At 44.8% G+C, this 13,183-nt stretch carries 18 protein-coding genes; 14 read left to right on the top strand and 4 right to left on the bottom strand.

Going from position 1 to position 13,183, the window contains the following annotated elements:
* Positions 1–128: 128 nt before the first annotated feature.
* The 5 genes from BUC22_RS03035 (at position 129) to BUC22_RS03015 (ending at position 3,830) form a co-directional block, all read left to right on the top strand.
* Positions 129–308: a hypothetical protein gene (locus tag BUC22_RS03035; RefSeq protein ID WP_013379641.1), complete on the top strand. Its 180-nt coding sequence runs from the start codon at positions 129–131 to the stop codon at positions 306–308.
* 149 nt (positions 309–457) lie between these two features.
* Positions 458–1,930, top strand: coding sequence for an alpha-amylase (locus BUC22_RS03030; RefSeq protein ID WP_013379642.1), 1,473 nt, complete (start codon positions 458–460; stop codon positions 1,928–1,930).
* Positions 1,931–1,958: 28 nt separating this feature from the next.
* Complete coding sequence (locus tag BUC22_RS03025; RefSeq protein WP_050814042.1) at positions 1,959–2,879, top strand: magnesium transporter CorA family protein; 921 nt, start codon at positions 1,959–1,961, stop codon at positions 2,877–2,879.
* A gap of 75 nt (positions 2,880–2,954) precedes the next feature.
* Positions 2,955–3,407 carry a large conductance mechanosensitive channel protein MscL gene (gene mscL / locus BUC22_RS03020; RefSeq protein ID WP_013379644.1) on the top strand — a complete coding sequence of 151 codons (453 nt, stop codon included), beginning with the start codon at positions 2,955–2,957 and terminating at the stop codon, positions 3,405–3,407.
* A 75-nt stretch (positions 3,408–3,482) separates the two neighbouring features.
* The gene (locus tag BUC22_RS03015; protein WP_013379645.1) at positions 3,483–3,830 is read left to right on the top strand and encodes a DsrE family protein; all 348 of its coding nucleotides are present in this window, start codon (positions 3,483–3,485) and stop codon (positions 3,828–3,830) included.
* A 145-nt stretch (positions 3,831–3,975) separates the two neighbouring features.
* Here BUC22_RS03015 and BUC22_RS03010 read toward each other — a convergent pair whose 3' ends face one another.
* Entirely contained in the window at positions 3,976–4,335 is a 360-nt protein-coding gene (locus BUC22_RS03010) for a hypothetical protein (protein WP_013379647.1), read from the bottom strand.
* A 255-nt stretch (positions 4,336–4,590) separates the two neighbouring features.
* Between BUC22_RS03010 and BUC22_RS03005 the strand changes: the two genes are divergently transcribed.
* From BUC22_RS03005 to BUC22_RS02975, 7 genes are all read left to right on the top strand, one after another.
* The gene (locus BUC22_RS03005; protein WP_073382316.1) at positions 4,591–5,151 is read left to right on the top strand and encodes a TetR/AcrR family transcriptional regulator; all 561 of its coding nucleotides are present in this window, start codon (positions 4,591–4,593) and stop codon (positions 5,149–5,151) included.
* 16 nt (positions 5,152–5,167) lie between these two features.
* On the top strand, positions 5,168–5,611 hold the full coding sequence (locus BUC22_RS03000) for a hypothetical protein (RefSeq protein ID WP_013379649.1): 444 nt from the start codon (positions 5,168–5,170) through the stop codon (positions 5,609–5,611).
* Between the two features lie 107 nt (positions 5,612–5,718).
* A complete protein-coding gene (locus tag BUC22_RS02995) occupies positions 5,719–6,018 on the top strand; it encodes a hypothetical protein (RefSeq protein WP_013379650.1) in 300 nt (99 codons plus the stop codon).
* A gap of 81 nt (positions 6,019–6,099) precedes the next feature.
* Complete coding sequence (gene mscL / locus BUC22_RS02990) at positions 6,100–6,630, top strand: large conductance mechanosensitive channel protein MscL (RefSeq protein WP_013379651.1); 531 nt, start codon at positions 6,100–6,102, stop codon at positions 6,628–6,630.
* 52 nt (positions 6,631–6,682) lie between these two features.
* Entirely contained in the window at positions 6,683–7,351 is a 669-nt protein-coding gene (sdaAB, locus tag BUC22_RS02985; RefSeq protein WP_013379652.1) for an L-serine ammonia-lyase, iron-sulfur-dependent subunit beta, read from the top strand.
* A 10-nt stretch (positions 7,352–7,361) separates the two neighbouring features.
* A complete protein-coding gene (sdaAA, locus tag BUC22_RS02980) occupies positions 7,362–8,258 on the top strand; it encodes an L-serine ammonia-lyase, iron-sulfur-dependent, subunit alpha (protein ID WP_013379653.1) in 897 nt (298 codons plus the stop codon).
* On the top strand, positions 8,255–8,734 hold the full coding sequence (locus BUC22_RS02975) for a deoxycytidylate deaminase (RefSeq protein ID WP_013379654.1): 480 nt from the start codon (positions 8,255–8,257) through the stop codon (positions 8,732–8,734). Before sdaAA ends, BUC22_RS02975 begins: the two co-directional genes overlap by 4 nt.
* Before the next feature lie 40 nt (positions 8,735–8,774).
* Here the strand turns inward: BUC22_RS02975 and BUC22_RS02970 are convergent, their stop codons facing one another.
* Positions 8,775–9,425, bottom strand: coding sequence for a pentapeptide repeat-containing protein (locus BUC22_RS02970; protein ID WP_013379655.1), 651 nt, complete (start codon positions 9,423–9,425; stop codon positions 8,775–8,777).
* Between the two features lie 149 nt (positions 9,426–9,574).
* Here BUC22_RS02970 and BUC22_RS02965 point away from each other — a divergent pair, with 149 nt between their 5' ends.
* Complete coding sequence (locus BUC22_RS02965; protein WP_013379656.1) at positions 9,575–10,885, top strand: putative DNA modification/repair radical SAM protein; 1,311 nt, start codon at positions 9,575–9,577, stop codon at positions 10,883–10,885.
* Entirely contained in the window at positions 10,870–11,664 is a 795-nt protein-coding gene (locus tag BUC22_RS02960) for a TIGR03915 family putative DNA repair protein (protein WP_013379657.1), read from the top strand. Before BUC22_RS02965 ends, BUC22_RS02960 begins: the two co-directional genes overlap by 16 nt.
* Here the strand turns inward: BUC22_RS02960 and BUC22_RS02955 are convergent.
* The gene (locus tag BUC22_RS02955) at positions 11,661–12,632 is read right to left on the bottom strand and encodes a DUF6179 domain-containing protein (protein WP_013379658.1); all 972 of its coding nucleotides are present in this window, start codon (positions 12,630–12,632) and stop codon (positions 11,661–11,663) included. The genes BUC22_RS02960 and BUC22_RS02955 overlap by 4 nt on opposite strands.
* A 1-nt stretch (position 12,633) precedes the next feature.
* The gene (locus BUC22_RS02950; protein WP_013379659.1) at positions 12,634–13,080 is read right to left on the bottom strand and encodes a DUF6323 family protein; all 447 of its coding nucleotides are present in this window, start codon (positions 13,078–13,080) and stop codon (positions 12,634–12,636) included.
* Positions 13,081–13,183: the final 103 nt, after the last annotated feature.

Here is a 13,183-nt window from a genome sequence, read left to right as displayed (position 1 = left end):
TTATACTTGTTCAAATAAAAAAATTCAACATTGAACCGTTGATTTTATGCTTTTCTGAAATTTGAGGTAAAGTGTTATTTTTAACGGGTCTTTGGGTAAAAACTAAATAACACTAAAAGGAGGTATTTATGATGGAAAAAGATACAAGCGCATTTTTAAAGGATAAAAGAGGTGCCGCCTTGACAGCTGATAACACAGGCAAGTGTGGTGAATATATTTACGAGGAAACCATTTGCTCCGCCGAATTTCCACAGGGATGTATTGATTCAGAATCACCGAAGCCCGATGCAGCGGCAGATGTTGAATAAACACGGTTAAGCAAATCCGGGCACGTCTGAGGGCGTGTCTTTTATTTTGCTAAAATGTGGCGTCGTTTTCATTGTGGTTTAATGTTTTTATAATTTCCGCATGATATAATAAAAGCCAAAACCTATAATCGTTATGAGAAGGTGATAAAATGAATAACGGAACAATGATGCAGTATTTTGAATGGTACCTTCCGGCAGATAAGCTGTTGTGGAAACGGTGCGCTGCTCAGGCAGGAAATCTGAAAAAAGTTGGAATTACTGCCGTGTGGCTGCCTCCAGCCTATAAAGGCGCGGACGGTATTTACGATGTGGGTTATGCGGTTTACGATACATATGACCTGGGAGAATTTAACCAGAAAGGCGACATTGCCACCAAATACGGCACCCGTGAAGAATATTTAATGGCTATTGACGCTTTTCACAATGAGGGGATTCAGGTTTTAGCCGATATTGTATTAAACCACCGGATTGGCGCAGATGAATGTGAGGAAACGGAAGCGATCCAGAGCAGGGAAACGGACCGAAATGAGCAAATCGGCGAAAAGAGTGTCATTACAGCCTGGACAAGATTCACTTTTCCAGGAAGAAATGGAAAACATTCGGATTTCACCTGGAACTGGCGCTATTTTGACGGGACAGACTGGGATAATAAAAGCAACAGCGGCGGTATTTACCGGTTCCATGACAAGGGCTGGGACAGCGAGGTGGATCCGGAAAACGGTAATTATGATTACCTGATGGGCACAGATGTTGATATGACCAACCGGGAGGTAGTCGAGGAATTGAAGCGGTGGGGAAAATGGTATCTCGAAACTGCCAATATGGATGGTTTCCGCCTGGATGCGGTTAAGCATATCCGTTTCGAGTTTTTTGATGAATGGCTCTCCTATCTCAGAGATACAACGGGTAAAGAGCTTTTTTCAGTGGGCGAATACTGGAGTGCGGATGTCGAAACGCTGGAGCATTACTTTAAAGTCTGTAACTGGAGTATGTCACTCTTTGATGTGCCGCTGCATTTTAAGTTTCATCAGGCCTCCTGTGAGGGGCAGGCCTTTGATATGGGCAGCCTGCTGGAAAACACGCTGGTTGCCGCCTTTCCGGATAAGGCCGTAACCTTTGTGGATAACCATGACACACAGCCAGGACAATCCCTGGAATCCTGGGTGCAGGAATGGTTCAAGCCCCAGGCCTACGCGGTGATCCTGCTGAGGGAAAGCGGCTATCCCTGTATTTTTTACGGGGATTATTATGCCATGCCCCACGACAATCTGCCAGCAGTCATTGGACTGGAAATGCTTTTGAGGGTCCGGAGCCTTTACGCCTACGGACAGCAGCATGATTATTTTGACGATGCGAATATTGTGGGATGGACCAGAGAAGGGGACGTTGAGCATCCGGATTCCGGCATTGGTGTTTTACTGTCCAACGGCCCGGAGGGGGAAAAACGGATGTATATTGGAGCAGCCTGCGCGGGCCAGTCTTTCAGGGACTGTACCCGTCACTTTTCAGAGCCGGTTGTCATAGATACAGAGGGCTATGGTATTTTTAAGGTTTCGCTGGCCGCCCTGTCCGTTTGGGTCAACGAGCGAGCTTACGGTGTGCTAATGATTAATCTCCCATAAAAATACAGAATCAGGAATGGATGATGAAATGTTATATTTGATGGAAAAATCAGGGATTTACCCTATCGAAGATGAAACAGCGCTGGAACCCGATAAGAAATATATTGGTGTCTACACCTACGAGGCGGCCGGCGCGCTGGGGGATAAATTTGGACTTCACTCCGGGCTTCTAAAGCGGACACTGTCCAATGACTCGATCCGCTTTGAAAGCTATGACCGGCTGGATATGCTCTGTATTGCTGTGGTCGATCTGGCGGTAATGAAGCTGGATGTCCCGACAATGCATTTGTTTATCCGGGAAAATGCTTTTTTTATAGTCTGTGAGGATAGGAAATTTGTCAGCAGAATTCTTAAGCGGATTTCAGCGTACGATAAGCTCGAGGTGAGCTTTGGCCGTTTGCTGTTTCATCTTTTCGATAAACTTCTGGAGGATGACAACAGCTATCTGGATAAATTTGAAGAGAAAGTTATGGCTCTTGAGAAAAAGATCATTGATGACAAGAGAAATAAAAACTATGTGAACAATATTATCGGCTACAGAAAGAAGCTGGTACTGCTGAAAAGGTATTATGAGCAGGTCAGTGTTGTTTTTAAATATATTGATTTGAATGAAAACAAGCTTTTTGATCACCAGTCTTTAAAGCTGCTGCGGATTTTGTCGGGGAAGGTGGACCGCCTTTATAACAATGTGCTCTCACTTATTGAATATGTGGCACAGATACGTGAGGCTTATCAGGCCGAGGTGGACATAAACCTCAATACGACCATGAAATTGTTTACTGTTATCACTACCATCTTTTTTCCGCTCAGTCTGATTGCCGGCTGGTATGGTATGAATTTTAATATGCCAGAGTATCAAAGCCTCTACGGTTATCCCATGGTTATTATCCTGAGCGCCGGAGTGATCGTTGCCTCGGTTATCTATTTTAAGCGGAACCACTGGTTTTAAAAAGTTGATAAAAATGTTGCTTTTTTCTGTAAGTTGGATATATTTATTAAAACAACTTAGGGAAGGATTGTGTTTATGAAAAATTTACTAAAAGAATTTAAAGAGTTTGCGCTCAGAGGCAATGTGATGGAACTGGCTGTCGCGGTGATTATGGGCGCGGCCTTTCAGGGAATTATCAGTTCATTAACCGGGGATATTATTTCACCGGTTCTCGGCCTTTTTGGTGGTGTTGATTTCAGCAATCTCGCAATCAATATCGGGGATGCCAGTATCCGCTACGGCGCTTTTATAACAGCAGTTATCAATTTCATTATCATGGCTTTTGTTATTTTTCTGATGGTCAAGGGCATGAATAAGCTGGCGGGTCTCAGAAAAACAAAGGACAGTGAGGAAGAGGAAGAAAAAACAAAAACCTGTCCTTACTGCTATACCGAAATACCCCAAAAGGCAGTACGCTGCCCGCACTGCACCACTGTTTTGGTTAAACGAAAAAAACAAGCGTCAGCAGAAATCCAAAGTGAAGATTAAAACCTGCCTGGGCTCAGGTAAACAAGCGCTGGTCCGGGTATAATAAGAAAAAACCATTAAAGGAAGTGTTTTAAAATGAAAATACTGTTTCATGTGGATGATACAGACCGGTTGGGTATGGCGGCCACCAATGCTGCCAATGCCGTTAAGTATGTTCAGGATAACGAGCTTACGCTGGAGGCTGAGATTGTGGTGAATGGCGAAGCTGTTACCGGGCTGGTACGCCGCTGTATCGAAGAGCCGTTATACCAAAGGCTGCAAAAGCTGTCAGATGGGCAGGTACGCATTGCGGCCTGTCAAAACGCATTGAATGCTCATCAGCTTTCAAAAGAGGATTTGTGTGATTTTGTTACCATCGTTCCCGCAGGCGTCATTGAACTGGCCCAAAGGCAGGAAGAGGGCTATGCATATATTAAGCCTTGACAGAAAAACGTTACTTTGCTGTCGCAGGTTTTCCTGATGTCCGGCAGTCTGTTTTTATACCTGTTGCGCGAAAAAAGCTATCGCTGTGTTTTGAGCGGTAGCTTTTTATATTGCTTAAGAGGTTTAGGATGTGCGGTCGGCAGACTTAATGCGCCTGCTGCTGCTTAAGTTTGTCGGTAGCTTCATCCGTCTTTTCCTTGGCTGTGTCGGCAGCCTCATCAGTCTTATGTTTTAGCTTGTCAATGGTTTCATCGGCCTTGGCTTTTGCCGTGGAAGCGGCATCTTCTGAGTTATCCTTAACCTTTTTTCTGGATTCCTCAACCGAATCTTTGGCCTTATCGGCAGCTTGGTTCAGTTTACCGACCATATTTTCAGCAGCTTCGTTTATTTTATCTGCGGCCTTTTCCACGCTTTCATTTACCTTATCGACCGCTTCCTTTGCTTTCTGGCTGGCTTTATTGTTTATTTCCTGTGTTTTTTCTTTTAATTCGTCAAGATTTTTCATTATAAGTGCTCCTTTCTGTCAAAACAGCCTTAAAATTTGTTCGTATTGTATATACCCACATTGGGAGGGTTAAACAGAAAAGAAAATTAGAATTCATTTAATTTAAAACAGAGATTGTGAATTTTGACAGAGATTGTATAAGAGGCGGATTATTTATAAAAGCTTAAATTAAAATAATTCTATTTTAAAAGATTGACAAAACTGCAAAAAAGATTTAACATAGTAATATGAACGATGTTCATTTTGGAGGAAACAATGAATATAAACGTAACGTCCAGGGAAGCACTGGTGACAGCTGCCCGGGAAATCGCGCGGACAGAAAGTCTCTCTAAAATCAGTATCCGGCGAGTTGCCTCTGTATGCGGCATCTCGGTCGGTGCCATATATAATTATTTTCCAACCAAAAGTGAGCTGATGCTTGCCGTTATCGAAGACTTTTGGCGATCAGCCTTTCATGGCATGGGGGATGATTTATTTAAAGAAAAGAATTTTTGCCTTTTTATAAAAGGTGTCTACGAGCGTCTATACCGTAATGTACAGGAGGTTTATGAGAGCTGGCTGGAGGAAATTACCAGGATGGATCTTGGCCAGGGCGGTAAAGAGCAGGAAGCCCGCTATTTTGAACATATTAAGAAGGGATTGCTGGAGGTTCTGGAAAATGACACTGCCATAAGACAGGACATCTGGAATGAGCAGTTCACAAAAACGGCCTTGATTGATTTTGTTTTTGACAATTTACTGCTTCTTATGGGAAAAAGAGAAAAGGAATGCGGCTTTTTAACCCAGATGCTGGAGCAGGTGCTCTATTGTGAATAAAGAAAGGATAAATTAAGTGAAGAAAATAATTCCAAAAGTCGATAAGCTTAAACTGCTGTTACTGGCTGGCGCTGTCTGGTTTATCGCAGGCTTTAATATTATGCGGATCGGCACGCCGGATATGATTGCAAACTGGCATAGCCCGTTGCTCCCGCTTTTGTTTTCAGTGGTGGTATTCGGTCTGTTTTTTAAATTTGTGTTTCATAAGATGGTAGTTAAGCACAGCGCACGTATTATGAATTACGGAGACGGGAAGATCCCATTTTACCGTTTTTTTGATAAAAAGAGTTATCTGATTATGATTTTTATGATTACCTTTGGAGTAACCTTAAGAATGTCACATTTAATCCCTCCGCTCTATCTCGGTACCTTTTACACTGGGCTGGGGGCTTCCTTAATTGGCGCTGGTATTTTTTTCTTTATCCAGTACCGGAGAAACGCTGTGGCTGTCAATGCTTAAGCCTTTCTGATTTAATGCGATTGAGCACAAGTTTTAACATGTTTCTAATGATATCTTCTGGGTAAATATATACAATAGAAATATAAAAAGAAAGGAGTGCTAAAATCATGTTATACAGTACAGAAATGATGCGGAAAGCAATGTCCCTCGCGAGACACGCTTATTCAGACCGTATCGACAGAAAAGGAAGATCTTTGTTTTTACTGGCCTGCGCAAGAGCAGAAAAAATGAAAACAGAGAAGGAAACCGTCATTGCTCTGTTAAAAATGACCATGGAAGAAACAAATCTGACACTTAATGAGGTGAAGCAGGCGGGCTTTGAGGATGCGATAATCAATGCGCTTCCAAGCGGACAGTCTGCAAAAAAATGTTATGTGAAATCCACATTAGAAAATCTGACAGCTTAAACGTTCGCTCGGAAAGCTCAGGCTTTCTTTTTTTATTTTTTGAAAAAGGGTAATAAGTATAACGTGAAGGGAGGCAGGTTTGTGTTTGATGATTTTAAAAAATTTGCGTTTAAGGGGAATATCCTCAGCCTGGCCATCGGTGTGGTCATTGGGAATTCTTTTAACAGGGTCGTGTCCTCGGTGGTCAGCGATATTCTCATGCCCTTTTTTGGCTATCTGACAGCGGGTATTGATCTTAAAACGCTGAGACTGGTGCTGCACCCGGCAACTCTTGAGGGGGATAAAATTATCCGTCCAGAGCTTGTGATCTCCTACGGGGATTTTTTGCAGAATGTCATTGATTTTTTTATCATAGCGTTGTCTATTTATATAGTGACAAAAGCCATCCGGAAGCTCAGCCGTAAAGAGCAGAATCAGGATCAACAGGACGCAGTGACGGAGATAGATCTGTTGACGGATATAAAAAATATACTGGAAAAAGAGCAGACCAGCTCGCCAGCAACGTCGGTGGACAGTCTGAAGACTCAAAAAGAAGACGAGCCAGCACAAAATGTTCGGATTTCCAAAAATGCGCAGAAGCTGCGGCTTGATAAAAAGTATAGAATCCATTAAAATAAAGAGTAAACTTATTTGAAAGAACTTCTAAAATATAAAGGGGAAGCAATTGAAAGAATTAACCGTGTTTGACATTATTGGGCCAAATATGATCGGGCCCTCCAGCTCCCATACCGCGGGAGCCTTGAGAATCGCGCTGCTGGCCCGAAAAATGGTTAAGGGAAGTATCCGGAAGGCAGAGTTTGTGCTTTATGGCTCCTTTGCCCGGACCTACCGCGGCCACGGGACAGATAAAGCGCTGGTGGCCGGAATCTTGGGCTTTGGCACCGAAGACTACCGCATCCGGGATTCCTTTGAATACGCCAGAAAAGCAGGGCTTGAATACCGTTTTATCACCAATACCGAGAAAAAAGATATCCATCCCAATACTGTGGCCATTACCATCACCGATACAGAGGGACAGACCACCGTTGTTGTCGGAGAGTCCATTGGCGGCGGAGCCGCAGTAATCCGGGAAATCAACGGTGTCGAGATCGCCCTTTCCGGCGAATATAACACCATACTGGTCAAGCAGAGGGACAAACCCGGCGTGCTGGCCCACATCACCCGCTGCCTGAGTGACTGCCAGATCAACATCGCTTTTACAAAGCTTTACCGGGAAAAGAAAGGCGAAATCGCCTACACCATCATTGAAACCGATGAAGAGATCACAGGTGAGGTCATTGCCGCCATCGAAGCATCCGGGAACATTATCAGCGCTACGCGCATTGAGCTGTAGGAGGAAAACGATGAATTTCACAAATGGAAGTACCCTGTTAAAAAGCTGCCACCGCCATCAGTGCACGATTTCCGAGGCCATGTTCAGAAGAGAAACCATCGATCTGGAAAACACACCTGAGGAAACAGAAGTCCGGATGCACCACGCCTGGGAAATCATGAAAGACGCAGTCAGAACCGCTCTTGAAAAAGAGCTGACCTCCGTTGGCGGACTCATTGGCGGTGAAGCACGCAAGCTTAATGCGCGGCGCCTGGCCGGTAAAAGCATCAGCGGGCCCCTGACCGCCAAAGCCATCGCCTACGCCATGGGTGTGCTTGAAGTCAACGCCTCCATGGGGCTGATCGTTGCAGCCCCCACCGCCGGATCTTCCGGTGTACTGCCCGGCGTACTCTTGGCCATTCAGGAGGAACACGAGTTCAGCGATGCCGAGATGGAAAAAGCCTTATTCAACGCCGGGGCCATCGGTTACATTATTTCACGCAATGCCACCGTAGCCGGAGCAGAGGGCGGCTGCCAGGCCGAGGTCGGCGCTGCCAGCGCCATGGCCGCCAGCGCGCTGACCGAGCTCTTCAGCGGTACACCGCAGATGTGTCTGGGCGCAGCCGCCAACGCCCTTTCAAATTTGCTGGGACTGGTCTGTGACCCCATCGCAGGATTAGTGGAAGCGCCCTGCCAGAAGCGGAACGCTATCGGGGCATCCAATGCCATCATCAGCGCAGAGATCGCGCTGAGCGGCGTGGAAAATCTTATTCCCTTTGACGAGGCCGTCAGCGCTATGCTGCAGGTTGGAAGAAGGCTGCCGCCAGAGCTGCGGGAAACAGCCCTTGGGGGCATGGCCGCAACGCCGACGGGCTGCGTATTGTGCAAGCGAATTTATAGAGGACAGGATGAGGAGGAAAGAGAATGAAAAGAGAAGATTATTTATCCTGGGATGAATATTTCATGGGAATCGCCTTGCTGGCGGCCAAGAGGAGCAAGGATCCTGGGACGCAGGTAGGGGCCTGTATTGTAAGCCCGGACAACAAAATTTTAACCATGGGCTATAATGGCATGCCCACAGGCTGTCATGATGACAATATGCCCTGGGAAAGGGAGGGTGACCCTCTTGAAACAAAGTATCTTTACGTCTGTCATGCCGAATTTAATGCCATCTTAAACAACGGCGGCCGTTCCCTGAAGGGAGCGACCCTTTATGCGACGCTTTTTCCCTGTAATGAATGTGCCAAAGCGATTATTCAGTCGGGAATCCAAAAGGTTATTTACATGGAAGATAAATATGCGGATACGGACGCGGTCATTGCCTCCAAAAGAATGTTTGATATGGTTGGGATCACCTATGAAGCTTATGAGGTTAAGCATAAAAAAATTGTCATTGAGCTGTAAAGCTGAAATAAGCTGCCGGATTTTGCTGGCAGCTTATTTTTTATTCTTTAATGACAACGCCCAAAAGTTTTGAAAGCTCAGCGGCTTGAAAAAGATTTACAACAACGCCGCGCAGCTCCTGGCTGCCTGAAACCGTGATCCGGCTCAGAGTATTGCTTGTGAAATCTATACCCTTTAAAGGCGTATGGAGAAAATCGGCCTCGGAGAGGTCACATTGCTGAAACTGGGTGGTTTTCAATTTACAGTCCTGAAAACTGACATTTTGCAGAGGACAGTTTTCAAAAAAGACATGTTTGGTTTTGCTGGTGGAAAAATTCATGAAGTTTCCAAGGCATTCTGTAAAGTGGCATTCTTCCAAAATACAGGCGTTAAAATCTGTGCCAAGAAGCTTGCAGTTTTTAAAAATAACGCGGTGAAAGGTGGAATCACTGAGGTTAAGGTTCGACAGATCACAGCCCGTAAAAATAACATCAGCAAAAAAAGTATGGGTCAGGCCAGAAGACAGAAACTGGCAGTTCTTAAACTGACAGTGATGAAATTCAAGCTTTGACTGGTGGAAGGCTTCAAGACTGGTATCGCTGAATTCAAAACTTTCAATATCTTCTTCCGCATCAATACATTCATAAATAACAGTGAGCAGGTCATTATAAGGCTTTAGCGGATCGGGAAAAGCCGGAGGTTGTAAGCGCATAAGGACACTCCTTTCGTGATGATTCATTATAGCATAACAAATATCAGAAATAAATAGAAAATTTGTTCTTTTTCGATTGACTAATGAGATCAAATGTTTTATACTGTTTTTAAAGAAAGAACGGATATTTGAAGAGATGAGGGCTTAAAATGGAACTGTTGGATAAATTGAAAATTCTGACCGATGCTGCGAAATTTGACGTAGCCTGTACCTCCAGCGGGGTAAAACGGGATGGGAAGAAGGGCGCTTTGGGGAATACCGTGGCGGACGGCATCTGCCATAGCTTTGCATCAGATGGCCGCTGTATTTCACTTTTGAAGGTGTTGATGACGAATGTATGTGTCTATGACTGCAAGTACTGTGTGAACAGAGCTTCTCAGGATGTTGAGCGCGCTGCATTTACTCCCAGAGAGCTGGCAGATCTGACCATTGGTTTTTACCGGCGAAATTATATCGAAGGACTTTTTCTCAGCTCATCGGTTATCAAAAACCCTGACTATACTTGTGAAAGGATGATTGAAACCCTGGCACTTTTAAGAGGGGATGAATATAATTTTAATGGGTACATTCACGTAAAAGCCATACCGGGAGCCGATCCGAGACTTTTGACACAGCTGGGCTATCTGGCAGACAGGATGAGCATTAACATTGAGCTTCCGTCAGAGGAAGGCCTTAAAAGACTGGCGCCGGATAAGACAAAGACTTCCATTTTTAAACCTATGGGGATGATTACAGACAAAATCGAAGAAAACAGCTACGACGTGGTCAAATATCGTCATACCCCTAAATTTGTTCCAGCCGGCCAGAGCACACAGATGATCATCGGAGCAACCCCGGACACGGACTACAAAATACTAAACTTGACTGAGGGTCTTTACCAGAAATATTCGCTTAAGCGTGTGTTTTTTTCTGCTTATGTGCCTGTGTCAGAAAATAAGCTGCTGCCAGCTCTTGATACAAAGCCGCCGCTTTTGCGGGAGCACCGGCTATATCAGGCAGATTGGCTGCTGCGGTTTTATGGCTTCCACGCAGCCGAGCTGCTGGATGCCGAGCATCCGAATTTTAACCCTCTGGTTGATCCGAAATGCAGTTGGGCACTGGCGCATCTGGATCAGTTTCCCATTGAGGTGAACACTGCCTCCAGAGAAATGCTTCTGAGGGTGCCGGGCATCGGGGTTAAAAGCACCATGCGTATTATTCAGGCGCGACGGATGGGCAGGCTGGATTTTGAGGGGCTGCGTAAAATCGGCGTGGTATTGAAACGGGCACAGTATTTTATTCTGTGCAGCGGGAAAATGGTTGAAGGGCTTAAGGTAACGCCGGACGGTGTGCTGAGAGCACTGATTTCAGAGCAGGGACAGCGTGATTTAATTGAGCGAAAATATGAGCAGCTGTCTTTTTTTGACAAAGATCAGTCGCCTGTATTGCACAGGGAGGTTTTAAAATGTCTGACACAATAAGGCAGGTTTATCTTTATGATGGCACCTTTGAAGGGTTTCTATGCTGTGTTTTTGAAAGCTATATGAAAAAAGAAACCCCTGTCGATATTGTGCCTGATACTTTTGAGCAGTTTTTTCTTTATCCCATTAAGGAAATTGAAACAGACCGCGGACACGCCGATAGGGTTTTCCGTTCGTTTGATATTAAAATGTCTCCAGAGGTGACGGATTTTATAAAGTGTGGATTCTTGACTTGTCATCCTAAAAAGGAAATGCTGATGTACCGTTTTATCCGCAAGGGTTATCGTGTGGGCGGCGGCATCATTGACTGTCTGGCCGACCCGGATGTCCATGAGCTCTATAAGGCTGTAAAGCACCTGAAAAACGAAGCGCATCTCCTTCGCGGTTTTATCCGTTTTGGGGAATATAATAAAACCCTTGTCTCGGTGATTGCACCTAAGAATTGGGTGCTCCCTCTTTTAGCAGAGCATTTCAGCGATCGGTATAATGGAGAAACGTTTATGATCTATGACGAAGTTCACCACTCAGCGCTTATTTATCACCCCTATGAGTGGATGCTTGTGCCCATTGACGATTTCACACTGCCAGAAGCAGATGCAGAGGAGCTTCTTTTCCAACAGCTGTGGCAGCGTTTTTACAAAACGATCGGCATTAAGCAGCGTTTTAATCCAAAATGCCAGATGACACATATGCCGAAACGCTATTGGTCTCATATCGTTGAGCATCAGCCTGAGGGTCTTGCCGTATCTGGTGAGAAAAGGCATTTGAGCGGAAGCTAACGGACAGACAGAAAAGAGCAGATGGTTTCCTGTTTGACGGAGCGGTATAATCCGGCGACGGTTTTATCCTGGCATTTGCTTAAATAAGTTTTCAGTGAGGGCCATCGCAGTCCCTTTTCGACGATGATAGCAGAGATTGCCTGGCTGACGGCTTCCTTGCATTTTTTGCGTGGCTGCCCCTCAAATTGTTCAGCCAGCGACAGGGCTTCCTGTTCTGTGAGAAGGATTGACGCATTATCGTCGTTTAAAAGCTTGCGGGCTACGGCATTATTGAGCACTAGACCAAAAATATTTTCTGTAAGGTCTCTGCTGGGATATCCGACATTGGCAGCAAACCGGTTCAATAGTGTAAAGATTTCGTCCTGGTCAAACTGATTACAAAAGTGATTTTCAAGGTAGAGGTTATTGATAATATCTTTCATATAGTGGATACCGGAAAGGTTCTTTTGATAGTAGCAGGGAAGGTATTCCAGCATTCCAGGAGTTTCAGTTGCCTTGAATTCTGGGTTATACTCTTTAAAAAATAAAGGCATGTCGTCAATGGTGGTGTTGTAGGCATAGACATCAACCTTCAGCCGGTTCCCCTTCAGCCTTGTGTATAGCAGCTTTGTCTGGTTGATTTCCTGTTTGATCTGAGTCAGCCCTTCGGTAAAAAGGCTGGGAAGGGTTGAGGTTTGAAGTTTATCGATGGCATCTTCGGGATTTTCATACTGGGATAAGATGGTGTCGATGCAATAAAAAATGCCATCTGTCAGGACGCCGGCGATTTCTGTTTTGACAGAGCTTCCCCCCTTGGTGTAATGGCTGATCTGGCGGGTAAGCAGTGCGCTGAGATGCTTTTGAAAGGTCTCAAGATTGTTTTTGTTAATCATTCCAATGCGCACACCCTCGTATAACAGTGTTTTTGTGTACTCGGCAGGGTCTAAATTTTTGACTTTCAGTGTGTTAACGGGCTCTATTTGTTTCATTCTAAATCTCCTGTTTGTGTAATTTGCTTCTGCAAAGTGCGTTAATTTGTCGATCCATCAGGATATCTTCGGCATTTGTCAATCCGCGGTCCAGAGCATCGGCCAGATGCTCGATGATGCAGTCATCACTAATACGATCCAGAGTGTCTTCTTTAATAATATAGAAGGCTTCAACCAGTTCTTCCAGGGTTTGTGCATAGTTTTCAGGCCAGAGACTTTGGGAATGGCAGACTGCGTGAGTAATTTTTGGCAGTATACCCGGGCCAATTTCTACACGTCCATGGCTTTTAAGCTCGGTGATATTGCGCATTATCAGCTCATGGGCTTCGTCGGGAGTGAGGGAAAGGCCGTATTTAGCGGCATCATCATTGGTACTGAGAATGGCATTTTCTTTTTCAGCAATGTCCAGAGTACCAGAATTCAGCAGTGCAATCTGAAAATTCTTCATAAATATCCTCCTTGCCTATTGACAAAATGACCGATATGTGATATAATTATAAAATTAATATAGATAAATAATTTGAACGCAAACACTAGTATAACATTGATCG

This window comes from Eubacterium callanderi (assembly GCF_900142645.1).
In the GTDB taxonomy this organism is placed as follows: Bacteria; Bacillota; Clostridia; order Eubacteriales; family Eubacteriaceae; genus Eubacterium; species Eubacterium callanderi.
The sequence above is the reverse complement of the archived record's forward strand: the minus strand, read 5'-3'. Positions and strand labels throughout refer to the sequence as shown.